22 protein-coding genes are annotated in these 23,657 nt (G+C 66.9%); 17 read left to right on the forward strand and 5 right to left on the reverse strand.

Features of this window, described 5'->3' with window-relative positions:
- Nucleotides 1-52 precede the first annotated feature (52 nt).
- The 9 genes from G1H11_RS23165 (at nucleotide 53) to G1H11_RS23205 (ending at nucleotide 11,569) form a co-directional block, all read left to right on the forward strand.
- Nucleotides 53-979: an ABC transporter permease subunit gene (locus G1H11_RS23165; protein ID WP_163820991.1), complete on the forward strand. Its 927-nt coding sequence runs from the start codon at nucleotides 53-55 to the stop codon at nucleotides 977-979.
- 4 nt (nucleotides 980-983) lie between these two features.
- Nucleotides 984-1,922: a carbohydrate ABC transporter permease gene (locus tag G1H11_RS23170; RefSeq protein WP_163820992.1), complete on the forward strand. Its 939-nt coding sequence runs from the start codon at nucleotides 984-986 to the stop codon at nucleotides 1,920-1,922.
- A 75-nt stretch (nucleotides 1,923-1,997) separates the two neighbouring features.
- Nucleotides 1,998-3,338: an ABC transporter substrate-binding protein gene (locus tag G1H11_RS23175; RefSeq protein ID WP_163820993.1), complete on the forward strand. Its 1,341-nt coding sequence runs from the start codon at nucleotides 1,998-2,000 to the stop codon at nucleotides 3,336-3,338.
- Between the two features lie 73 nt (nucleotides 3,339-3,411).
- The gene (locus G1H11_RS23180; RefSeq protein WP_163820994.1) at nucleotides 3,412-5,454 is read left to right on the forward strand and encodes a beta-galactosidase; all 2,043 of its coding nucleotides are present in this window, start codon (nucleotides 3,412-3,414) and stop codon (nucleotides 5,452-5,454) included.
- Nucleotides 5,455-5,654: 200 nt separating this feature from the next.
- The gene (locus G1H11_RS23185; RefSeq protein WP_163820995.1) at nucleotides 5,655-6,401 is read left to right on the forward strand and encodes a histidine phosphatase family protein; all 747 of its coding nucleotides are present in this window, start codon (nucleotides 5,655-5,657) and stop codon (nucleotides 6,399-6,401) included.
- Nucleotides 6,398-7,168, forward strand: a complete 771-nt coding sequence (locus G1H11_RS23190) for an endonuclease/exonuclease/phosphatase family protein (RefSeq protein WP_163820996.1) — start codon at nucleotides 6,398-6,400, stop codon at nucleotides 7,166-7,168. Before G1H11_RS23185 ends, G1H11_RS23190 begins: the two co-directional genes overlap by 4 nt.
- A gap of 190 nt (nucleotides 7,169-7,358) precedes the next feature.
- Nucleotides 7,359-8,903, forward strand: a complete 1,545-nt coding sequence (locus tag G1H11_RS23195; protein ID WP_163820997.1) for an ABC transporter substrate-binding protein — start codon at nucleotides 7,359-7,361, stop codon at nucleotides 8,901-8,903.
- A gap of 33 nt (nucleotides 8,904-8,936) precedes the next feature.
- A complete protein-coding gene (locus G1H11_RS23200; protein WP_163820998.1) occupies nucleotides 8,937-10,454 on the forward strand; it encodes an ABC transporter substrate-binding protein in 1,518 nt (505 codons plus the stop codon).
- A 143-nt stretch (nucleotides 10,455-10,597) separates the two neighbouring features.
- Complete coding sequence (locus tag G1H11_RS23205) at nucleotides 10,598-11,569, forward strand: hypothetical protein (protein WP_216844063.1); 972 nt, start codon at nucleotides 10,598-10,600, stop codon at nucleotides 11,567-11,569.
- Here G1H11_RS23205 and G1H11_RS23210 read toward each other — a convergent pair.
- Genes G1H11_RS23210 through G1H11_RS23220 form a run of 3 tightly spaced genes read right to left on the reverse strand, consistent with a single transcriptional unit; the run spans nucleotide 11,552 to nucleotide 13,932 of the window.
- Nucleotides 11,552-12,610, reverse strand: a complete 1,059-nt coding sequence (locus G1H11_RS23210; RefSeq protein WP_163820999.1) for a LacI family DNA-binding transcriptional regulator — start codon at nucleotides 12,608-12,610, stop codon at nucleotides 11,552-11,554. The two genes, G1H11_RS23205 and G1H11_RS23210, sit on opposite strands and share 18 nt — an antisense overlap.
- Nucleotides 12,611-12,618: 8 nt before the next feature.
- Complete coding sequence (locus G1H11_RS23215; protein ID WP_163821000.1) at nucleotides 12,619-12,957, reverse strand: hypothetical protein; 339 nt, start codon at nucleotides 12,955-12,957, stop codon at nucleotides 12,619-12,621.
- Nucleotides 12,958-12,966: 9 nt separating this feature from the next.
- The gene (locus G1H11_RS23220) at nucleotides 12,967-13,932 is read right to left on the reverse strand and encodes a DUF6772 family protein (RefSeq protein WP_343074911.1); all 966 of its coding nucleotides are present in this window, start codon (nucleotides 13,930-13,932) and stop codon (nucleotides 12,967-12,969) included.
- Nucleotides 13,933-14,241: 309 nt separating this feature from the next.
- Here G1H11_RS23220 and G1H11_RS23225 point away from each other — a divergent pair, with 309 nt between their 5' ends.
- From G1H11_RS23225 to G1H11_RS23245, 5 genes are read left to right on the forward strand one after another with little or no spacing between them, the layout of a single operon-like run.
- Complete coding sequence (locus G1H11_RS23225) at nucleotides 14,242-15,012, forward strand: IclR family transcriptional regulator (protein WP_163821001.1); 771 nt, start codon at nucleotides 14,242-14,244, stop codon at nucleotides 15,010-15,012.
- Nucleotides 15,012-15,935, forward strand: a complete 924-nt coding sequence (nikB, locus tag G1H11_RS23230) for a nickel ABC transporter permease (RefSeq protein WP_163821002.1) — start codon at nucleotides 15,012-15,014, stop codon at nucleotides 15,933-15,935. Before G1H11_RS23225 ends, nikB begins: the two co-directional genes overlap by 1 nt.
- Before the next feature lie 3 nt (nucleotides 15,936-15,938).
- A complete protein-coding gene (locus G1H11_RS23235) occupies nucleotides 15,939-16,844 on the forward strand; it encodes an ABC transporter permease (RefSeq protein WP_163821003.1) in 906 nt (301 codons plus the stop codon).
- Between the two features lie 26 nt (nucleotides 16,845-16,870).
- Nucleotides 16,871-17,902: an ABC transporter ATP-binding protein gene (locus G1H11_RS23240; protein ID WP_163821004.1), complete on the forward strand. Its 1,032-nt coding sequence runs from the start codon at nucleotides 16,871-16,873 to the stop codon at nucleotides 17,900-17,902.
- Nucleotides 17,883-18,950, forward strand: coding sequence for an ABC transporter ATP-binding protein (locus tag G1H11_RS23245; RefSeq protein ID WP_163821005.1), 1,068 nt, complete (start codon nucleotides 17,883-17,885; stop codon nucleotides 18,948-18,950). The genes G1H11_RS23240 and G1H11_RS23245 overlap by 20 nt, the downstream gene beginning before the upstream one ends.
- Before the next feature lie 444 nt (nucleotides 18,951-19,394).
- Here G1H11_RS23245 and G1H11_RS23250 read toward each other — a convergent pair whose 3' ends face one another.
- Nucleotides 19,395-20,012, reverse strand: coding sequence for an alpha/beta fold hydrolase (locus G1H11_RS23250; RefSeq protein ID WP_163821006.1), 618 nt, complete (start codon nucleotides 20,010-20,012; stop codon nucleotides 19,395-19,397).
- A gap of 216 nt (nucleotides 20,013-20,228) precedes the next feature.
- Between G1H11_RS23250 and G1H11_RS23255 the strand changes: the two genes are divergently transcribed.
- Nucleotides 20,229-20,936 (forward strand): hypothetical protein, encoded by a 708-nt coding sequence (locus tag G1H11_RS23255; protein WP_216844065.1) that lies wholly within the window; start codon nucleotides 20,229-20,231, stop codon nucleotides 20,934-20,936.
- Between the two features lie 13 nt (nucleotides 20,937-20,949).
- Here the strand turns inward: G1H11_RS23255 and G1H11_RS23260 are convergent, their stop codons facing one another.
- Nucleotides 20,950-21,513: a TetR/AcrR family transcriptional regulator gene (locus tag G1H11_RS23260; RefSeq protein WP_163821007.1), complete on the reverse strand. Its 564-nt coding sequence runs from the start codon at nucleotides 21,511-21,513 to the stop codon at nucleotides 20,950-20,952.
- 113 nt (nucleotides 21,514-21,626) lie between these two features.
- Here G1H11_RS23260 and G1H11_RS23265 point away from each other — a divergent pair, with 113 nt between their 5' ends.
- On the forward strand, nucleotides 21,627-22,772 hold the full coding sequence (locus G1H11_RS23265; protein ID WP_163821008.1) for an FAD-dependent oxidoreductase: 1,146 nt from the start codon (nucleotides 21,627-21,629) through the stop codon (nucleotides 22,770-22,772).
- Between the two features lie 45 nt (nucleotides 22,773-22,817).
- Nucleotides 22,818-23,567 (forward strand): hypothetical protein, encoded by a 750-nt coding sequence (locus G1H11_RS23270; RefSeq protein WP_163821009.1) that lies wholly within the window; start codon nucleotides 22,818-22,820, stop codon nucleotides 23,565-23,567.
- Nucleotides 23,568-23,657: the final 90 nt, after the last annotated feature.

Below are 23,657 nucleotides of genomic sequence, written 5' to 3' on the forward strand. Positions count from 1 at the left end.
GCGTGGGCCGGCTGTCCGTGGAAAGCCACTACGCCAGCAGCAAGGACTTTCGATGACGACGTTGTCAGGACCTGCCGTGAGATCTGGGCCCAGCGTGCCCGCGCCACGGCCGCGTGCGCGGAGATCGTGGATCGGCTGGGGCTTCATGGGGCCGTTCATGGTGGTCTTCGCCCTGGTGTTCCTCGCCCCGATCGCCTACTCGATCTACCTCAGCCTCTATCGCGACCAGATGGTGGGCGGCACGTCGTTCGTGGGGCTCGAGAACTACGAGCGGGCGGTCGGCGACCCGCAGTTCTGGTCGGCGCTCGGCCGGGTGTCGATCTTCCTCGCGGTCCAGGTCCCGATCATGCTGTGCATCGCCCTCCTGGTGGCGCTCGCGATCGACAGCGGGCGGCTGTATGGCAAGAGCTTCTTCCGCATCTCGATCTTCCTGCCGTACGCGGTGCCGGCCGTCGTGGCCAGCCTGATGTGGGGCTTCATGTACGGCACCCGGTTCGGCCTGGTGGGCAACATCAACGACGCCTTCGGCATCTCGTTGCCCAACCCGCTCTCCCCCGACCTGATCCTCGCCTCGATCGGCAACATCGTCACGTGGGAGTTCGTCGGCTACAACATGCTGATCTTCTACGCGGCGCTGCGGGTGATCCCGCCGTCGCTGTACGAGGCGGCCGAGATCGACGGCGCCAGCCAGCGACAGGTCATCACAGCCATCAAGCTGCCCGCGATCCGCGGCGCGCTGGTGATCGCCACCATCTTCTCCATCATCGGCAGCTTCCAGCTGTTCAACGAGCCGAGCATCCTGCAGAGCCTGGCGCCCAACGCCATCACCACCTACTTCACCCCGAACATGTACGCGTTCTCGCTGTCCTTCTCCGGCCAGCAGCAGAATTACGCGGCCACGGTGGCGATCGTCATGGGACTCATCACCATGGTGATCGCCTACGTCGTCCAGCTGCGCGGCATGCGGAAGGAAGGCTGAGTCGATGTCCGCTCCCACCCCTCAGGGCACGTCGACGAGACCCGGACGCAAGCAGGTCACGCTGGCCGCCAGCCGCCGGGCGTCTCGCCACTACACGGTGGAGCGTCCGCGGCGCAGCCCGCTCCTCACCGCGCTCACCGGCATCGTGCTCCTCTACAGCCTGGTCCCGCTCATCTGGCTGTTCGTCAATTCCACCAAGACCCAGGCGGGTCTGTTCGGGTCCTTCGGCCTGTGGTTCAGCGACGATTTCGCGCTCTGGAGCAACGTCGCCGACACGCTCAGCTACGACGACGGCATTTTCGTGCGCTGGCTGCTCAACACCGTCTTCTACGTGGTGCTCGGCGCCGGCGGCGCCACGTTCCTCGCGGTTCTCGGCGGCTACGCCCTGGCCATCTTCGATTTCCCAGGCAAACGGGGCGTTTTCGCGATCGTGATCGGCGCGGTGGCGGTGCCCGGGACAGCCCTGGCTGTTCCCACCTTCCTGATGTTCAGCGAGGCGGGCCTCACCAACACTCCGTGGGCCGTGATCATCCCGTCGCTCATCTCGCCGTTCGGCCTCTACCTGATGTGGGTGTACTCGTCGTCCGCGATCCCCACCGAACTGCTGGAAGCCGCCCGCGTAGACGGATCCGGTGAGTTCAGCACCTTCTTCCGCATAAGCCTGCCGCTGCTCGGTCCGGGCATCGTCACGGTTCTGCTCTTCACGATGGTGGCGACCTGGAACAATTACTTCCTGCCGCTGATCATGCTGCGCGACTCGTCGTGGTATCCACTGACACTCGGTCTCAACGCCTGGAACTCGCAGGCCTCCACCGTGGGTGGCGAAGCAATCTTCAATCTGGTGATCACCGGCTCGCTGCTGACCATCGTTCCGCTGATCGCCGCCTTCCTGCTGCTCCAGCGGTACTGGAGATCCGGCCTCACCGCTGGAAGCGTGAAATGACCGCCGGTTCGTCCGGGGCCGGGCGAGACCAAGACCAGCCCCATCCGTTCTGACAACGAAGCGAGAGGAACCTTCATGACCATGCAACGACGTCGCGCAATGAGCGCGGCCGCACTAACGGGGGCCGTCGCACTGACCCTGGCCGCGTGCGGCTCCGATGACTCCGGACCCACCGACGGTGAGGCCGCCGAAGAGGTCCAGAACGTCCTCGAGGAAGGTGGCGAACTGACCATCTGGGCGTGGGAGCCGACCCTGGACCAGGTGGTGCAGGACTTCGAAGCGGAGTATCCACAGGTCAGCATCGATCTGGTCAACGCCGGCAGCGGCAACGATCAGTACACCGCCCTGCAGAACGCGATCAGCGCGGGCTCCGGAATCCCGGACCTCGCCCACATCGAGTACTTCGCGCTGTCCCAGTTCGCGCTTTCGGAGGCGCTGGTCGACCTGTCTCAGTTTGGCGCCGGCGAGCTCGACGGAACCTACACACCCGGGCCGTGGAACGCGGTCAACCAGGACGGCGCGGTCTACGGGCTGCCGATGGACTCCGGGCCGATGGCCCTGTACTACAACCAGACTGTCTTCGACGAGCATGGCATCGACGTGCCCACCACGTGGGACGAATATGTTCAGGCGGGCCGCGACCTGCAAGCGGCCGATCCCGACGTCTACATCGCGAACGACACCGGCGAGGCCGGGTTCATCACCAGCCTCATGTGGCAGGCGGGCGCGCAGCCGTTCCAGGTTGAGGGCACCGACGTGACCATCGACTTCTCCGAGGAAGCCACCGTCAAGGTGGCCGAGACCTGGCAGCAGCTCATCGACGAAGAGCTGGTGGCGCCGATCACCGGCTGGACCGACGAGTGGTACCAGGGCTTGGCCGACGGCACCATCGCGACCCTGGCCGCCGGCGCCTGGATGCCGGCCAACTTCGAGTCAGGCGTTCCCGGTGCGTCCGGCGACTGGCGCGCCGCGCCATTGCCGCAGTGGAGGGAGGGGGCTACGTCGAGCGCCGAGAACGGCGGCAGTGCACTGGCCATCATGGCGAACGGCGAGAACTCGAACGAAGCGCTCGCCTACGCCTTCCTCGAATACGCCAACGCAGGACCCGGCGTGCAGACCAAGATCGATCAAGGTCTCTTCCCGGGCACGTCAGAGCACTTGGCGGATGAGGAGTTCCTCAACGCCGAGTTCGAGTACTTCGACGGCCAGCAGGCGAACCAGGTCTTCGCCGAGTCCGCGGCCAACGTGCCAGAAGGCTGGTCTTACCTGCCGTTCCAGGTCTACGCGAACTCGATCTTCAGCGACACGGTCGGACAGGCGTACATCTCCGGCACCTCCCTGACCGAAGGTCTCCAGGCCTGGCAGGACGCGCTGGTCACGTTCGGCAACGACCAGGGGTTCTCGGTCAACCAGTAACCCCACGACCAGCACAGACACGACTGCACACACGCATACGCGCGGCATGCCGCGCATGAGGAGCAACGCCACGATGAACCACCAACCCGCCTCCCACCGATGGCTACGCTGGCCCACCGGTACGTCCGGCCGGCGCCTGGCTTACGGCGCGGATTACAACCCCGAGCAATGGCCTCGGGAGGTATGGGACGAGGACGTGCGCCTCATGCGCGAGGCCGGCGTGAACATCGTGTCGCTGGCGATCTTCTCCTGGGCCCGGATTCAGCCCGACGAGGACAGCTGGGACTTCGGCTGGCTCGACGAGGTGATCGACCTTCTGCATGCGAACGGCGTCGCGGTGGACCTCGCCACCGCGACGGCGTCGCCGCCTCCGTGGCTGACTGCCAAGCACCCGGAGGTCCTGCCGGTGACCCTGGCCGGGGAGGTGGTGTGGCCCGGTGCCCGCCAGCACTGGCGGCCGACGTCACGGGTGTTCCGCGAGTACGCCCTGCGGTTGGTGCGCCGTCTCGCCGAGCGGTACGGGCACCATCCCGCGCTGGCGGCCTGGCACGTCTCGAACGAGCTAGGCTGCCACAACGTCTACGACTATTCCGACGACGCGGCCCACGCGTTCCGGGGCTGGTTGCAAGATCGCTACGGCGACCTGGACGCGCTGAACCACGCGTGGGGAACGGCGTTCTGGTCGCAGCGCTACTCGGACTGGGAACAGATTCTGCCGCCGCGGCTGGCGGCATCGCACCCGAACCCTACCCAACACCTGGATTTCAAGCGGTTCTCGTCCAATGCACTCAAGGAGTACCTGCGGGCGGAGAGCGAGGTGCTGCGCGAGCTCACCCCCGACCTTCCTGTGACCACGAACTTCATGGTCATGGGGCAGACGAAGGGGATGGACTACGCGGACTGGGCGAGTGAGGTCGACTTCGTCTCCAACGACCACTACGTCCTGCCCGGCCCGCAGGCGTTCGACGAGCTGTCCTTCTCGGCGAACCTGACCGGGAACCTCGCCGGAGGCCGCCCGTGGTTCCTCATGGAGCACTCGACCAGCGCGGTCAACTGGCAACCGGTCAATCTGGCCAAGAAGCCCGGTGAGCTGGCCCGGGACTCCCTCACCCACGTTGCGCACGGTGCCGACGCGGTCTGCTTCTTCCAGTGGCGGCAGTCCGCCGCCGGGGCCGAGAAGTACCACTCGGCGATGGTTCCGCATGCGGGCCCCGAAAGCGATGTCTTCCGCGGTGTCGTCGAGCTCGGCGCCACGCTCGAGTCGCTCGCGCCCGTGACCGGTTCGGTGCGCAAGCCTGCCCCGGTGGCGATCCTCATGGACTGGGACTCCTGGTGGGCCAGTGAGCAGGACGCGCACCCCAATTCTGAGCTGCGGTACCACCAGGAGGCGCTGGACTGGTACTCCGCGCTGCTCGCCACGGGGGTTCGCGCCGACGTCGTCCCAGTCGCCTCCGACTGGTCTTCGTACCAGCTCGTCGTCGCCCCGATCCTGCATGTCGTCCCGGCAGAGCTCGCCGCCCGGCTGACGCGCTACGTCGACGACGGCGGCCACCTGGTCACGACGTACTTCTCCGGGATCGTCGACGAGAACGACCACGCCTGGCTCGGCGGCTACCCCGGAGCTCTGCGCGAACTGCTGGGTATCCGGGTCGAGGAGTTCGCGCCGCTGCTCTCCGGCCAGGCCGTGCAGCTCGACAACGGAACCACCGGCACGCTGTGGACCGAGCGCGTCGACGTGGTCGATCCAGCCGTCAAGGTGATCGCCGGCTACATCTCCGGCGAGCAGTCCGGCCGTCCGGCGATCACTCGTCGTGCGGCACGCGACGGCAGCGCCGCCTACGTCTCCACCCGGCTGGGAGCACAGGGACTCGCTGAGATTCTCGGCGAGCTGCTCACCGCCGCCGGTATCGGCAGCGAACTCCCGCTCCAGGCCCGCGGGCAGGTCGAGCTGGCGATCCGCTCCGGGCCGGACGAGGAGTTCTGGTTCCTGATCAACCGCACGTCCGAGCACGCCGAGATTCCGAATCTCGCAGGCCGGCTCGTCGCGGGTTCAGCCACCCACACCGACGGCACCCTGGCGCTGCACCCACGTGGGGTGGCGGTCCTGCGCCGCTGACGAGCGAGAGACCATCGCCCCCACAGGGAGGCTGTCGATACTCCCTTTGCAATGCGCACACATACGCAACACCCCCGGTGCGTGCGTGTGCGCATTGCAAAGGGAGCGAGGCCGGGTCACTCACCGGGCCGCATGCGGCCGCCTTGCAGGGAACGCAACCGGGTTGCGGTTCCGGCGCTGTCGCGTGCGAGGCTGTCGGGGTGAATGGACGATGGGCGGCCGACGAGCCGAACGAGGACACCTGGCGAACCGCACAACTGGTCCTGGTCCGCCATGGCGAGTCATGGTGGAACGCCGAGGGCCGGGTTCAAGGTCAGGGCGGCACTGGTCTGTCCGATCGCGGGCACACTCAGGCTGCGGACGTGGCAGACCATCTGCTCGCCACGTATCCGCAGCCCGCGAGCGTCTTCAGCAGCGACTTAGAGCGGGTCACCCAGACGGCGCAGCCCTACCTCGACCGAGCCGGTCGCGTCGCGGAGCTGGACAAACGGCTGCGCGAGATCGACAGCGGCGAATGGACCGGGCTGCTGACCTCGGAGGTCGCTGTGCGCTTCCCCGAGCAGATCGCCGCCGTCCGCCGTGGTGAGGACATTCCTCGTGGCAGCGGCGAGAACTTCGCCGCGATGCGGGCCCGGGTGGCCGAGGCGCTGCGGGATATCGCCCGCCGGACTGTCGATGGCGCCGAGCCGGCCGGTCAGGCAACAGCCATCGTCTTCACCCACGGCGGTCCCATCCGGGTGGCCACCGCCGAGGCGCTTCAGCTGCCACCCGGCGGTCACCGTCTCCTCGACCCGCCGGACAACTGCTCGGTGACGGTGCTCGCCGTCCCCGTCGGCCAGACGGGTGAGGTTGGGCAGTTCAGACTGTCCGGGTACAACGCCGACCACCTCACCCGGACCGAAGCGACGAAGAACAGCCAGGACGCCGTGGGAGAGCCGCACCGATGACTCCGTTCACCTTCGTCGCCATGACGTACAACCTCTGGGGCGAACACCGGCTACGCGCGCGCAGGGATGCGCTCAAATCGCTGTTCGCGGTCCGCGAGCCGGACATCGTCGGCGTACAGGAGCTCCATCCCAAATCTCGGGCGCTCATCGACGACGCCCTACCGGGGCATGCCCGGGTCGACGACGCGTTCCCAGGCTGGGGTAGCCGCGGCAACATCTGGTGGAACCGGGACATGTTCCACCTCACCGAATACGGCGCCGAGGACGTCGGCATCCGAGGCGAGCACAATCGGCTGTTCTGGGTCAGGCTGAAGCCCGCCGGACGTGACGACCTGCCGTCGCTGGTTTTCAGCACCGCTCATTTCACCTGGCCCGGCCATCCGCAGGAGCGCCTCGACGACGTCAACCCGAGAGTGGACCAGGCCCGGCACACGGTGGCCGCGCTCGACCGGCTGGCCGGAGACGGGCCGTGCATGTTCGTCGTCGACATCAACGACTACGCCCGCCCGTTGTGGGTCATGCGACAGGGCGGGTTCACCGACTCGTTCGCGGCGCTGGGTGCCAGCTCACCTCCGACCCATCCGGTCGTCCCGCTCGTCGAACCCGGCAGCGGATGGGCGGCTCCTGGAGCTGTGCAGAAGGCCCTGGACTGGATCTACCACCGGGGGCCGCTGCGGCCCCGCACCACCGAGGTGGTCGACTTCTTCTACGAAGGCCAGGCGCCCTCCGATCACAAGCCCGTGGTAGCCACATACACCTTGGCCTGATCGCCCGGCATCCCCGGGCACGCGGCCCGGGACTACCCATGCGCTTCTCTCTCCATTGCAGAGCACGAAACGGCGTTGTCGCCGCTCGCCGGGGCTCGCTACGTTGACGATCCGGCCGCCACCTGCGCGGGCCGTGAAATCTCTGAATCACCCCCGATGTGTCAACGCTGAGCTGGATGGAGACAGAACCATGACTCGGAGCTGGACTTTTGCCCGCGGCCCTGTCGGTGCTCTCGGCGCCGTCCTGGCCGCAAGCCTCGTCCTGACGGCCTGCGGAGGTGACGACGGTGGCGGCTCGAACGGAGGCGAGGCGGGCCAGGAGCAGGTCCTACGGGTAGCCACGAGCGTGGCACCGGTATCCCTCGATACTCACGGAGAGCAGTCGGCGGAGTCCGGCTTGCAGGGCATCATGCAGCATGTGCTCGACCCCCTGGTGCGCCTGGAGTCCGGCGAGTTCGTCCCGGTGCTCGCCGAGTCCTGGGAGAACCCGGACGACCTCACCTGGGTCTTCAGTCTCCGCGACGACGTCGAGTTCCACGACGGCACGCCTCTGACGGCAGAAGACGTGAAGGCCTCCGCCGAACGGCTGATCGAGCTGGATGGTCCGCTGGCGCCGCTGTGGGCCGGCGTCGAGTCGATCGAGGCCACGGACGAGCACACCGTCACGATCAGCACCGAAGAGCCGATGGGCACCGTGATCAGCACCGCGTCGCTGCTGTACGTCGGCCCCGCGGACCAGATCGGTGAGGAGGGGTTCTGGCAGTCACCCGTCGGCTCCGGCCCGTTCCTGTTCGACAGTTTCACACCCGACGAGCGGGTCGTGCTGACCGGAAACGACGAGTATTGGGCAGGAGCTCCGGAACTCGACCGGCTCGAGTTCATCTACATCCCGGAGATCTCCGGGCGGCTGACCGCGCTGCAGACCGGTGAAGTGGACCTCACCACGGGTGTGCCACCGGACCAGGTCTCGTCGGTGGAAGGCCAGGACGGCATCGTCTTCGAGCTGGCGCCCAGTTACGTGTACTACTTCAACTGGTTCAACGCGAGCGAGGAACCGTTCGACGACCCAGACGTGCGCCGCGCCATGTGGCACGCCGTCAACATCGAGGGCGTGGTGAACGACCTGTTCGGCGACGCGGCCACGGTGGCTCGGGCACCGATCCCCCAGGACGTCTTCGGCGCGCCACAGCTGACACCCTACGAGTACGACCCCGACCTGGCCCGGCAGATGCTTGCCGACGCCGGGTATCCGGGCGGGTTCGAGACCACTCTGCAGTGGCCCCGTGAGCAGGGCGCCAACATCCGCGCGCTGGCGCAGGCGTTCATCTCCGACTGGGCCGAAATCGGTGTCACGGTCGAGCCGCTGGAGAAAGAGCGCGCCCAGTGGATCGATGACCTCAACGCCCTGAACTGGGACATGAACCTGCAGACCAACAGTGTGGGCACAGGCGACGCCGACTACACCCTCGGACGGTTGTACACGTGCGAGGCCAACCGCAACGGCTACTGCAGCGAAGAGCTCGACGGGCTTCTGCGAGCCGCGCGCCAGGCCGTCGACCCGGACGAGCGCATCGACTACTACGCCCAGGTGAGCCAGCACATCTGGGACGAAGCCGTCGGGATCTTCCCGATGGACCTGTCCTCCAACGTGGCACAGCGCGAACGGGTCCAGAACTTCACGCTGAACCCCAATGGCCGGCCGTACTTCTATCAGGTCTCCGTCACCACGGATTAACCCCCGTCTCCGACTCTCATTGTGGAGGGTGTTGTGCATCACCAACGGAACCGCCTCAGAGCCGCCTGCATCCTGAGTTCCCTAGCCCTGCTTTCAGTCGCGGCATGCGGCGGGAACTCCGGAAGTGGCGACGATACGGAACAGGTCTTCCGCTACTCCCCCGGGCTCTTCCCGGTCTCGCTCGACACCCACCAATACCCTGCTGAGGAGGCGGTGCAGACAGCCATTCAGCAAGTCCTCGAGCCGCTCGTCGCTCTCGAGGATGGCGAGCCGGTCCCGGTGCTGGCGGAATCGTGGGAGAACCCGGACGAGACCACGTGGGTCTTCACTCTCCGCGATGGCGTCGAGTTCTCCGACGGTACACCGCTCACCGCCGACGACGTGAAGGCGTCAGCGGAGCGGCTGATCGAGATGGAGGGCCCGCTCGCGCCGTTGTGGGCTCCGGTCGAGTCGGTGGAGGCGAGCGACGAGTCCACTGTCACCTTCACCACATCGCAACCCCTCGGCACCCTGCCGAGCACACTCTCTCTGCTGTTCATCGGCTCAGCCGAGCAGATGGACGACGACGCCTACTGGCAGCAGCCCATCGGCACCGGCCCGTTCGTGGTCGAACGGTTCGTGCCCGACGAGCGGGTGGTGCTCACCCGGAACGAGGACTACTGGGGTGACCCCGCCACTCCGGACCGGGTGGAGATCGTGTCCATCCCGGAGGAGTCCAGCCGGATCACCGCATTGCACAACGGCGAGATCGACGCGATGTCGACCATCCCACCGGACCAGGTGGGCGAGGTGGACAGCGCGGACGGCATCGTCTACGAGACCGGGCCGAGCTTCACCTACTACTTCATCTGGTTCAACCAGTACCAGGAGCCGTTCGACGACGTGCGGGTCCGGCAGGCGATGTGGCACGCGGTGAACGTCGAAGGCATCGTCAACGACCTGTTCGGTGACATGGCCTCGCTCGCCGGTGCCCCGATCGCGCAAGCGGTATTCGGTGCGCCCGCCCTCGAGCACTACCCGTACGATCCGGACCGCGCGCGGCAACTGCTGACCGAGGCCGGCTATCCGGACGGATTCGAGACCGAGATCCATTGGCCGCTCGAGGGCGGGCCGAACATCCGGGGTCTGGCCCAAGCGTTCGTCTCTGACTGGGCGGACGTCGGTGTGACAGTTGAGCCGCTGGAGAAGGAACGCGCCCAGTGGCTCGAGGATTTCGGCAACATGAACTGGCACATGAACCTGCAGACCAACGCCACCGGTACCGGCGATGCCGACTTTACCCTCGGGCGCCTGTACGTCTGCTCAGCGGATCGGATGGGCTACTGCAGCGAGAAGCTCGACGATCTCCTGACCCAGGCCCGCGCGTCGCTCGACCCGGACGAGCGGGAGGCGCTGTACGCACAGGCGTCGCAGGTCATCTGGGACGACGCGGTCGGCATCTTCCCGGCCGACCTGGCCAACAACACTGCCTACCGAGACAATGTCGAGGGTTACGTGTTCCCGCCGAACGGGCGGCCCTACTTCGCTCCGGTCTCTATTGGGGCCGACTGATCCCGGGTGATCGTTGTCGCGTTCGGCGGCCCACCAGGTGATCGTCGCCGCGCTGGTACCGCTGCTCAACCTGACCAGCGCGGCGACGATCCCAGGTGGAAAGTCGGTTGCCCCGCCGCTTCGTGACCCGTCAGACTCGGCGGATGGTCAACGACAGCTCGGCGGCCCTGAGCCGGGTCGTCGCCAAGACAGGTGTGCCTGACATCGTCGATGTGCTGGCGGACCGGCTCAGCGGCAGCGACCTCTCCACACTCATGCTGGAGGTTTCCCGTCGCCGTGCCGCCGCCGTCTCCCCCGCGTCTCTGCTCCGCCAGTACCGGCGAGACCGGTTCGTGCGTCCGGCCGGAATCTCGCCAGGAGACCTGGACCGGTGTCGTCAGCTGCTCTGTTCCGCGTTGCCGAGACAGGTGGAGCTAGTCGAGCTCGCTCCCCTGGCGCCGCTGGGCACTCACGCCGCAGTCGCCACGGTGGATCAGCACAAGGTCGTCACCACGATGCGCGGAACCGAGGTCGCCGCGGACCCCACCAATGGGCTCGCCTTGGAGGCTGCCGTCCGCCGCGGCGCGCTGACTGAGGAGCAACGACGCGCTGCCGACTGGGTGCGCCTGGGCGCATTCCAGCGCGTGGTTCGCGCCCAGGCGTTCGACGGTCCAGCCTTGTTCGCCCACTTCCTCCTCTTCGGCCTGGTCACCGCAGGTCGGAGCACCGGCGGCCGGCGGTTCGAGGCGGCCGCCCTCACCGAGCACTGCCGGTTCCACGTCGACGCACTGCAAGCCGCCGGTGCGGACGCCGTGGAAGTTCGGCTCACCGACTTCACCGGCCAGTCACAGCAGATCTCGGACGCCGTCCGCGCCACGCTGGCTGATACTCCGGCGACGAGTATCGTCGACGATCCCGACCGCCGGAGCGGTCGCGGATACTATGACGGATTCTGTTTCAAGGTCTTCGCACACTACAAAGGCGAGCGCTTCGAGGTCTCCGACGGCGGTGCCGTGGATTGGACCCAACGGCTTCTGCAGAACCGTAAGGAGCGGCTGGTGATCAGCGGCGCCGGCATCGAGCGGCTGGTGAGCCTCGGACTCGGCCCGGACGCCCGGTCAGCCGGGGACGCTTGACTCGCGAGGGACCAGTCGCGGTGCCAGCACTTGCTTGTGCGGCGCGGCGTCTTCACCGGATCCGTCGCTTCCGGAGATCCGCCCCAGCAGAAGGTCGACGGCCGCGGCGCCCACCTCCTGGGCGGGCAGGTGCACGGAGGTCAGCGGCGGATCGAGGTACCCGGCATAGGGATGGTCGCCGTAACCGGCGACCAGCATGTCCCTCGGGACCTGCAGGCCGTGCTCAGTCAGAGCACGGTAGAGCCCCAAGGCGAAGTAGTCGTTACCGGTGATCACCGCATCCGGCCGGTCCGACCGGCGGACCAGATCTCGCGCCAGCCGGTAGGCCTCCTCCGGCTGCCACGGCAGCGCGGCAGACTCGTACCTGCGGGTAGGTACCGATATCACACTTCCGGAGCTGACCGGGAGGCCGGCGTCGGCCATGGCCCGGCGGTAGCCGGCGATGCGGCCCTCGATCGTGGTGATCGGCAGGTCTTCCTCCAGCGCCCACACCGTGCGAGCACCCTGGCCGATCACATGGCTGGTCGCCTGGTAGGCACCGAGCTCGTTGTCGATGCCGACGAAGTCGCACGCGTGCTCGGGAATGTCGCGGTTGACGAAGACCAGCGGGATGCCTGGACCCTGCAGGCGCTTCCAGTGGTCTGACTCCGACTGCACTGGTACCGCGATCGCGCCGTCCACGGCGGACTGCAGCAGCGCGTCAGTGGCCAGTCGCTCGTTGTCCACGCTCTCATCTGTCACCAGAAGGAGCAACGAGTAGCCCTGGGCACGGCCCCGAAGCTCGATACCGCTGATGAGTTGTGCGTAGAACGGGTTCGACGGGTTGGTGATCACCAGCCCGAGCGTCATCGCCGAGCCCAGCACGAGCGAGCGGGCCAGCGTGTTCGGCACATAGCCGAGGCGATCCGCCTCGGCTCGCACCAATGCGCGAGTATGGGCACTGACACTGTCCTTACCGGCCAACGCACGTGACACGGTATTGACGGACACCCCCAGAGACACCGCGATGTCTCTGAGGGTGACCCGATGCGTCCCGCCCATCCCCACCTCTAACTCTTGACCGCCAGATAGATGCGCGCCGTCACGGCCGCGCCTGCCGTGTCGACCTCGCCGCGGACCCGGAGCCAGTGCCCGAACTCCCGCACTGGCCAGCTCGTGACCCCGACACCGGTTGCGACGTGTTCAATGTCGTCATAATCGCACCATGTGATGCCGTCCGGCGAAATCTGTGTCACCACGCGCAAGCCTGCTTCGCCATCGGACCCGGCCGACAAGATCTGCACGAACCAGCGTGCCTCAGTCGCCCAAGCCGCTTCATAGGGCTCGGTGGCGAACTCCCCCTCGAACGTGGTGTTGCGTTCGAGCACCGCCGTCATCGATTGACGCATACCGTATTCCTACCAATCCACCGAGATCAAGGCCGAATCGACGAACAAGAAATTCCGCACCGAGGTGTGCGTACGTACACTGAAATAGAAGTTCAGCAAATTCTCCAGCGAGTCATAGCTTTCCTCATAAGGAGGCACCGGAATGTGACTCATGTCCATAATACGATCGTTGATCTGCAGCTCGACGTTGCGCCTTTTCTCGGTATCCAGCTGCCAACGCAGATAATGCCAGTTGACCTTGGTGGGAACCTCGTTGTAACACAATTCCTGCGGCTCGCCGAACGCCTTCCAGTCTTCCGGGTTGGGCGCAGTGAAGTCCGCACCGTACTGCAACTTCACCTTACCCTCGAAATGCTCTCTGGGCGTCGGCTCCGGTACTGTCGGGTACATCCATCGCCGCGTGAGCCGATTGTCCAGATCCGTGTTCTGATACCGCGCCACAGTGTGGTAGCGCAGACCTCCGTCGCCACAGATGTCGGTGGCCACCGTGAAAGCACCGAACTGCGCCTCCGACGGGTGGAGATTCCCATCCCAGGCCACGTCACCGAAGGTGTTCAACGACGCATCATCACCCAGCGTGGCCTCGGTCTTGAAGGTGAAGTACGCCTCGATCTGGACCTTTCCGCGACCGCTCATCGTCAGCCTGCGGATCGCCACCGCCGTGTGCCCGGTGATCGGCCTGGTGGCCAGCTTCAGCGCATAAGTACCGCTCATCGCACCGTGCGTGCCGATATCAAAGAAATTGCACGCGCTCAGCTGTGGCGGACGGAAATCACGCATGTGATCGTCCACCGTGCCGAGATCACCCCGGCCGTCGTAATTTCCGATGAGCTCACACCATCCATGGGTGCCGGTGTTAAATTCGTCATGCGCGAGGATCCTGCGCAACGGCCGAAATCTCGACAACCGCGGGTCTGCTGCGACAATCGCTTCTCTCAAGTCATTCTTCATATCCGTGCCTGTCACCGCGGCCAACCTCGTCTTTCCTGGGTCTGGCGTCGGCGGAACTTGTGCCGGCGCCTAAACAATGGTCGGAACATTAACGTTAACGCAAAGTGCTGTCAAGACGCCGTTGCAGCATCGGCAACGCTCGCTTCACCTGCGCGGATCCTGCCGGGACGAGCCCTGAGAAAGGTCCGTCGAATCCACCCTTGACAGTCCTTGCGGCGTTACTTTAGCGTCCATGAATGAACGATACCGTTAACGTTAATGGTACGTGCTGGCGGAGGCTCCCGCGCCCGTCGGCATCCCGCCCGCCGAGGGGGCCTACCGAGTGAGGATCCGATGAAATCGCTGAGTCGTGCCCTGATGGTGCTGACCGAGCTCAGCCGCCGCGGGCATCCCGTGACGCTGACCGACATCGCAGGAGCTGTCGACCTGCACAAGAGCACGGTCCACCGGATGCTGGCCACGTTCGTCGAGTACGGACTGGTCCGCCGCGACGAGGCGCACCGCTACGTCATCGGCCTGGGTGCGCTGGACCTGGCACGCGCCGCACGTGGCGACTCGGGCCCCGGACAGGTCGTGGCGACCGCCCTGCGCACACTGCGACGGACCACCGGTCTCACCGCTTCCTACGCCCAACCGCGCGGAGGCCAGATGACCTTCACCGCCGTGGCCGGAGACCCGGAGGCGTACCCGTCGGCCGATACCGTGGGCGAAGCGGTCCCGATGCACGCGACCGCGCTCGGCAAGGCGTATCTGGCGCATCGCCCCCGCGTCGAGGTGGACCGGCACGTGGCTCGCGCTCCCTTCCAGCATTTCACCCCGCGAACGGTCACCGACGCGTACGGCCTGCTTCGCATGCTCGCACAGACCCGCGACCGCGGCTTCGCCGTCGAAGATCGTGAGTATGCCTCGGACGTGCGCTCGGTCGCCGCACCGGTGCTCGACCACGACGGGCTCGCTGTCGCGGCCGTTGCCGTGACCGTGCCGGCCCGGCTCTCTCGCACTGGCGATGTGCGAATGTTCGCTGCCGCCGTCATCGCCTGCGCCGACGAGCTCGGAGCCGGCCTGCTGCGGGACGCGCCGATCGCCACGCGGCGAGGCGCCTGATGGGGGCTTATGTCGCCAGGCGGCTCTTCTTCTCGATCTTCGTGCTGTGGGGTGCGGTATCGGTGATCTTCCTCGTGCTGCGCCTGGTGCCCGGCGACCCAGCACTCATCCTCCTCGGACCGGACGCGAATCCAAGCCAGATCGCGGCCTTGCGGGAGCGGATGGGCTTGGACGAGCCGATGCTGGTTCAGTACGCCATCTACATGCGCGACGTCGTTCAGCTGGACTTCGGCACGTCGTTCCGATTCGGCACCGACGCCATGCAGCATGTGCTCGATCATGTGCCGAACTCCGCACAGCTGGCGCTCACCTCCGTGGGCCTGGCACTGGTGATCGGATTTCCGCTGGGCATCATCGCGGCGCTCAAAGCCAATTCGGTCGTCGACCGGATCATCTCGGTCTTCTCTCTGGCCACCCAGTCGCTGCCGAACTTCTGGGTCGGCATCGTGTTCATCCTGGTCTTCGCCCGCGGCCTGCAGATCCTGCCGAGTTACGGTCAGGGAACCTGGCAGCATCTGGTGCTGCCCTCGATCACGCTGGCGTTGCCGTTCCTGGCGATCTTGGTCCGGCTTACTCGCAGCGGCCTCCTCGAGGTGATCCATGAGGGCTACGTGCAAACAGCCCGCGCCAAGGGGCTCCGCGAACGCGTCGTGATCTTCCCACATGCACTCCGCAACGCGCTCATCCCGGTGGTGACAGTGATCGGTCTGCAGTTCGGAGCGCTGCTCGGCGGGGCGGTGATCGTCGAGACGGTCTTCGCCTGGCCGGGCGTCGGCCGGGTGCTCATCGAATCCATCTCACACCGCGACTACGGGGTGGTCCAGGCCGCGATCCTGCTGATCGCCGCGATCTTCGTCTTCACCAACCTGGTCGTGGACCTCCTCTACGGATACCTCGACCCCCGAGTTCGGCTGGCTGGGTGACCCATGAGTGATGTCGTCAGTGATCTGACCAGGCCGACTGCACCGGCCACGCCGCCGCCGAGGAAGACCGGAGGCAAGCGACCCGGCTCCGGGCGGATCCGGTTCTCCGCCACTGTGGTCAGCATCTACGTGTTCGCGGCATTGTTCGGTCCGTGGCTGGTGAGGTACGACGCCGTCGCCACCAGCACACCGGACCGCCTGCTGCCGCCCGGTTCCCGGCTGAGCGACGGCTCGCTTGCGATCTTCGGCACCGATGATGTCGGACGTGACCTGCTCGCCCAGATCTTGCAGGGCGCCCGCATCTCTATTGCGGTGGGCGTCGCCACTCTGCTCCTGGCGGGGATCATCGGCGTCACCATCGGGGTGAGCGCGGGATACTTCGGTGGCTGGCTCGACGGCGTGCTGATGCGCCTGGCCGACATCCAGCTGACCTTCCCGTCCATCCTGCTGGCGATCTTCATCGCCGCGTTGCTGGGCCCGAGCGTGGTCAATGTGGTGATCGTCCTGGCCATCTCCAACTGGGTGACCTTCGCCCGGGTGGCACGTGCACAGGTGCTCTCGACGAAGGGCCGCGACTTCGTCGACGCCACCCGCACGCTGGGAGCGCGGACCTGGCACCTGATCCGCCGCTGCATCCTCCCCGCCTGCATCGCGCCGATCCTGGTGGTGGCGACGGTCGAGATCGGCAGCGTCATCCTCGCCGAGGCGTCGTTGAGCTTCCTCGGTCTCGGGACGCCCACCAGCACGCCCAGCTGGGGTGTCACGATCTCCAACGGACGCAACTACCTGTCCGACGCATGGTGGATCTCCACGATTCCCGGCATCGCGCTGGCCGTCCTGGTGGTGTCGTTCGGCATCCTCGGCGACGCCCTGCGCGACCGGTTCGATCCCAAGCTGAAGAACCTCTGATGTCGCCCGAACCAGGAGACTCGCAGATGAGCACCCCTACGCCGCCCGATGAGGATGCGCCGCTGCTGAGCGTGCGGGATCTGCGGGTAGAGTTCGGCACCCGGGCCGGCGTCGTGACCGCCGTGGACGGCGTGTCGTTCGATGTGCGACCTGGTGAAACGCTGGCGATCCTCGGCGAGTCCGGCAGCGGGAAGAGCGTGACGTCCCAGGCCATCATGGGGATCCTGCCGAAACCGGCGGGCCGCGTCGTCGGCGGCCGGATCGTCTACCGAGGCGCCGACCTGCTGACCCGACCGCCCGCGGAGGTCCGCAAGCTGCGCGGCACCGAGATGAGCATGGTCTTCCAGGACCCGCTGAGTTCCCTGAATCCGGTGTTCCGGGTGGGCTACCAGATCGGTGAGATGTTCCGCCGGCACCGCGGGTACTCCCGCTCAGAGGCGCGCGAGGCCGCGATCGAACTGATGGAGCGCGTGGGGATACCCGCCGCGCGGCAACGGGTCGACGACTTCCCGCACCAGTTCTCCGGCGGGATGCGCCAGCGCATCATGATCGCTATCGCGCTCGCGCTCGACCCCACGCTGCTGATCGCCGACGAGCCCACCACCGCGCTCGACGTGACCGTCCAGGCCCAGGTGATGAAGCTGCTGACCCGGTTGCAACGCGAAGAGGGCATGGCCATGATCCTCATCACCCACGACCTGGGCGTGGTGGCCAGTTCTGCGGACCGGGTACTAATGATGTATGCCGGCCGGGTGGTGGAGACCGGCGACATCAGAGAGGTGTACGAGTACGCGTCGCACCCGTACACGAAGGGGCTGATGGCGTCGATCCCGGAACTCGACGGCCGATCCGACCGGCTGACGCCGATCAAGGGCTCGCCGCCCGACCTGCTCGATCTTCCCCCAGGGTGCTCGTTCCACCCGCGGTGCCCCTACGCACGTGATGTTTGCGTACAGGACGACCCCGATCTGCTGCATGTCGAGAGCCGACCCGGTACCCATCGGGCGGCCTGCCACTTCCGCGAGGAGGTGCTGACGGATGACCGTGAGCGCGTCTGAACCCGTCCTCCGCCCCGGTGAGGGGGCCCAGCCGCTGCTCTCGGTGCGGGACCTGCACACCACGTTCCCCATCCGCTCGCCTCTGCTGCGGCGTACCGTCGCCCAGGTGCAGGCGGTGGCGGGCGTGTCGTTCGACGTGCGCCCCGGCGAGACACTCGGGCTGGTCGGTGAGTCCGGTTCGGGGAAGTCGACGATCGCCCGGACCATCATCGGACTGGAAACGGCCGCCTCCGGCAGCGTCGTCTTCGACGGACGCGAACTCACGACATTGTCCACGTCCGACATGCAGTCGGTGCGGCGCGACGTTCAGATGATCTTCCAGGATCCGTACTCGTCGCTCAATCCCCGCCGCACCGTCGAGGAGATCGTCCGTGAAGCGTGGGAGATCCACCCCGGCGTCGTGCCGCGCGGGCGGTGGCGCGAGGAAGTGAAGGACCTGCTTGCCCGGGTGGGCCTCAACCCGGACCATGCCGATCGCTACCCGCACCAGTTCTCCGGTGGGCAACGCCAGCGCATCGGCGTGGCCCGTGCCCTCGCGCTGCGCCCGAAACTGATCATCTGCGACGAGGCCGTCTCTGCGCTCGACGTGTCCATTCAGGCTCAGGTGCTGAACCTGCTTCAGGATCTGCAGCGCGATCTCGGCCTGACGTACCTGTTCATCGCCCACGACCTGTCCGTCGTCCGGCACATCTCGACCCGGGTCGCGGTGATGTATCTGGGCCGGATCGTGGAGTTGGCAGACCGCGAGGAGATCTTCGACCGGCCCACACATCCGTACACCCAGGCCCTGCTCTCCTCCGTGCCGGTGCCCCGCCCATGGGACGCGCCGGAGAGGACCGAAATCATCCTGACCGGCGACATACCGTCGCCGGCCGATCCGCCGTCGGGCTGCCGCTTCCGCACCCGTTGCTGGAAGGCCCAGGAGGTGTGCGCAGAGGCTGAACCAGCCCTGGAGCCGCGTGCCGGCTTGCACCCCAGCGCCTGCCATTTCGCCGAGCCGCTCGACCCAAGTGGGCCGGGTCCGCGTGAGCAGAGTCCCGGAGCCTAGATCTGTGCCGGAGCCGAGCCTTCCGAGTCCCGGAGCCGAGCCTTCGGAGTCCCGGAACCTGGATCAGGGGAGCCGACGTGGCCGGGGCCTCGACGTGCGAAGGTGCGTGCGGAGGGGCCACGGAGGCATGCCGCTGCTCGGTCGTGTGCAGCGTCGTGCGAACCGCAGCCGACATTGCCGCGCCCGTGAGGATCGTGTTCCGAGTCGTGCAAGAAAACGACGTCTCTTTCGGGCGATTCAAACACGGCTCATCCCACACCCACCGTGAAGATCATCGTGGGACTTCTGGCCGATACAAAACCCCAGGTGGGCCGGCCGTGATGATCGCCGTGCGACTTCCGGCCGGTAAAGGGGCGTGTCGTGAAGCTCGTCGTGGCGATTCCAGCAGGTCCGAGGCAGGTCGTGAAGATCGTCGTGGCTGTTTCAGCCAGTGCGGAGGTGCCCTCATGGCCGAGCGAAGAGGGTGACGGCGTCCAGGAAACGGTTCAGCTGCTGACCGAAGTCTGGCCGTGGCGGCTCGGTGGTGCCGGGAAGGCGAACCGTGTTCGGCAATGCTTCCTCCAGAGAGTCAACCGTGTGGTGCTGGTGGAACGGGTCCTCCGGCACCGCCGGCAGGAGGCCCACCGGCCTGGTCAGGGTGGCCAGTTCCGCGTCCTCCACACCCCGCAACGTCTCCCCGGCGAGCAGGGCGTCGGCGATCTCCGCCGCCGCGCCCTGCTCGATGAGTGACCTCCGAGTACGGGCGTCGACCTCCGGGTGACCGGCGGTGGCCGGCCAGGCCAGGATCAGCCGATCGAACCGTTCCGGATTGGCGAGCGCCAGCCGCACCGCCGCGGACGTTCCGTTGGACCCCGCCAGCATGGTCACCGGCCGGTCCGGCAGCAGCTCGGCCAGGTGCTCGGCTTCGGCGCTCCACGACGGAGGCTGCACCGGCCGGTCTGGCGCAAGCACATCGAAGCGGCGTTCTTCCAGGCCGGTCACGATGCCGGGCACATGCCAGAAGCGGTGAGCGTCCATGCCTGGCTCCCAGAGGCCACCGTGGACGAGGAAGAAGGTCGTCACACCGGCATACTCCCAATCCCGGGTCGATCATGGACGAGCGCCCCCACGACACGCTCTGAAGCGGCATCCGCCCATGATCGACACAGGTGGGCGCCACCACATCATCGGGCACGCCGCTGCGCGATCGGGACGAAGTACGCCGAATCCACTGGCGAATGCGGACGGAAAGGACGACACTGGGAAGGGTCGAGTCCGATGATTTGCGGGGGTGCCTCCATGTCCGCGTTCAGCGTCGCCACACCCGACCAGCTGCCGATCTTGTCCCGGGGCAAGCATCGCCGCCCGCGCAAGGGCGCCTGCTTCATGGAATTCGCCTCATTTCTCGCCGGCGAGAAATGGAGCGATCACCCGGCGTGCACACATCCCCTCCTGGCTTCGCTCGCGCGCCAGGTCAACGACGTCGTCTCCGACGAGTACCGGCCCAGGCTGGCGTCGTTGGTCCCGAGCGTCATCGGCCTGAACGACGACGATCCGCGCCTTGACGCGATCATCGCCCGCCGCGCCGCCGCGACGGCGCTGCCGGTGGCCGCGGCATGGCGGCAACGGGTGCTCGCCGTGGCCCTTCTGGCATCGGAACAGGTGCTCGCCGAGCTCGACGGCCGGCCCCGCGACGACGTCTCCGCGCTGAGCCGGCACGCACTGGAACAAGTGCCACACGCCGAGGCATGGGCTCGCTCCTTCACCGTCGATCTGCCGCCCACACCCCGGGGCTTCCGCCGCCAGGCCGGCCCCACCGCCGTGCGGTGCGCGGTGGAGGGCATCGCGCAGGGTTGCACCGCCCAGCCGGACCGGCTTCTGCACCAGCTCCTCGGCCGAACGATCGAAGACTGCCAGGAGTGGATGCACGGGAAACCAGCGCACCAACCGGACCCGGCGCGCTGGGCGGACGCCTGTCAGCTGACCGGCACCCGATCGGTCGACTGACCCAGTCCCATGATCATGGGAGGGACGCGGCGGGTCCCGTGAGGTAGCGCTGAAGGGTCGGGCCCAGCCACTCAACGATCTCGTCCGGGCTCATGTCCACCACAGGCGGGAAGCACAGCACGTAACGGCAGAGGGCGAGCCCGAGGATCTGGCTTGCTGCCAGCCCGGCCCGCCGACCGGCCGACGCAGGGTCGGCTTCCAGGTCGTTGACCACCGGCCCCAGCTGATCGGCGAAGATGGAGCGCATCCGCTCGGCGACCCGGTCGTTGGTCACGCCTGTGCGCAACAAGACCATGAGCGCCTCGTCGTTCTCCCAGCGCTCCAGGAAGTGCTCGACGAGCAGCCAGCCCACCCGCTCACGCGGCATTCGGGCCAGTTCGGGCAGCTTCAGGTCGAAGTCCGAAGCAGCCGCGAAGAGCTGCTCCTTGCTGCCGTAATACCTCATCACCATTGACGGGTCGATCCGCGCGTCCGCGGCGATCGCCCGGATGGTGCTGCGCTCGTAGCCGTCAGCCGCGAACCGTTCGCGAGCAGACGTGAGGATGATCGCCTTGGTCTCTTCCGATGTTCTGCGCATGCTCCCAGCATATGCCAACGAACGTTTGCCTACAAGTGTTGACATCACCCTGAAAGGCCGCCTACAGTGATGCCAACAGACGTTGACCAACAACTGTTGACTTGGAGGATGCCATGTTCCCCACCACATCGGACGTCGTCGTCATCGGGGCCGGCCCCGCCGGGCTCACCACGGCCGTCGCACTCGCCCAGGCAGGTCAGAGCGTCACCGTCGTGGACAATCAAGGGCAAGGTGACAACACATCCCGCGCCGCAGTGGTCCACTCCCACACCCTGGAGACGCTCGCACCCTACGGCGTGACTGGCCGGCTGGTGGCCGAGGGAATCCACGCACCCCGATTCACCATCCGGGACCGGGACCGCGTCCTGGTGCCGGTGCCGTTCGACGGGCTGCCCACCCCGTATCCGTACACGCTGATGATCTCGCAGGCCCAGACAGAGGCGGCGTTGCTTGACCGCCTCACGGACCTTGGTGTCACCGTCCGGCGCCCGTATTCCGCCAGCTCAGTCACGCAGGACGACGACGGCGTCACGGTCACGTTCACCACCGGAGAGCAGATCCGGGCACAGTACGTCGTCGGTGCCGACGGCATGCACAGCACCGTGCGCGATCAAGCCGGAATCGGATTCAGCGGGGACACCTACCAGGAGTCCTTCGTCCTGGCTGACGTCCGCCTCACCGGCGGAGCGCCGGACGACGAGGTCATCCTGTACTTCTCGCCAGCCGGCCTGGTAGTGGTCGCTCCCCTGCCCGGTGGTGTGCACCGCGTCGTCGCAACTGTCGACGAGGCGCCGCAGCGGCCGGACGCGAGCTTCGTGCAGAACCTTCTCGACACCCGCGGCCCGCAGGCTGAGCGGGCCGAGGTGCGCGAGGTCGTCTGGAGTTCGCGGTTCCGGGTTCACCACCGCGTCGCCGACCGTTACCGGAACGGCCGCATCCTGCTCGCCGGCGACGCCGCCCACGTGCACAGTCCCGCCGGGGGCCAGGGCATGAACGCGGGCATCACCGACGCGGTCTCCCTCGCCGAATCCCTCCGTCAGGTCCTGGACGGCGGCTCCCCCGAGCTGCTCGACAGTTACGGAGCAACCCGCCGGCCGGTGGCGCTGCAGGTCGTGAGCCTGGCGGACCGGCTGACCAAGCTGGCGACGGCCAGTGCCGCGAAACGGCCCGTGCGCAACGTCGTCCTCGGCCTGCTGGGGCGCATCCCGGCATTCCGCCGTCGGCTGGCCTACCGGCTCTCTGGACTCGTCTACCGCTGAGCCCTCCTATCCCATTCGACAACCACCACAGAACGGAGAAGCGCGATGCACATCGTCAACAAACACCTGAACCCGGCGACGGCTCCCCTGCTGGCGCCGAGCGAGTCCGGCTACCTGCTGCTCGCCGCCGAGATCGACCGCCGCCCGATGTTCCTGCCCGGCAGCGCCAACCAGCGCCAGCTCATCGCCCACGCCAAGACGCTGGCGGCCGCGCTCGAGCGGGACGACGACGTAGTGCGCGCCACCGTGTTCCGCGGCTTCGCCCACCTGGCCTTCGGGGAGAACCACCGGTTGCTCCGCCGGGCCGAGTCAGCGGGCTTCGAACGCGCCAGGTACGACGTCGTCGTCCTGATCGAGACCAGTACCCCCGACGCGGCCGCCAAGCTGCGCCAGAACGCCGGCTACGCACAGCTTGCCGAGAGAGTCGGCGCGGGCGCGCGTCGTACCTTCCAGATCGTGGCCGCGAGCCCACGCAACATGGGCGACGTCGACTTCACCCGGCAGGGCGTTTTCCTGTTCAACTTCTTCTTCGGTGAGGACGAACGCGAGCTGGTGCCGGTCTGGGAGTACACGGCGGGCTGGTGGAGCGTGAAGACCGGGCTCGACAACTCGCGAGTGCTGGCGCCCGTCGACGGCGAGCGACGTGACTACGGGATCATCAACCACTGCCGCTGGGATCGGTTGCGCGACGTCGCCCCGAACATGGCCTTCCGGCCGTCGTTCCGCCGATTCGTGCTGGCCAACTTCGCCGCCAACCGGATCTCGGCCCAGCCCACCCTGTACCGGCTCGCCTGACCGTCCCCACTCCCACTCCCACTCCCATGATCATTGACGATCGTGGCCCCGATCGGGGGCACGATCGTCAATGATCATGGGGGCGGGGCG

The sequence above is a fragment of the Phytoactinopolyspora alkaliphila genome, from assembly GCF_010550695.1.
Taxonomy (GTDB): Bacteria; Actinomycetota; Actinomycetes; order Jiangellales; family Jiangellaceae; genus Phytoactinopolyspora; species Phytoactinopolyspora alkaliphila.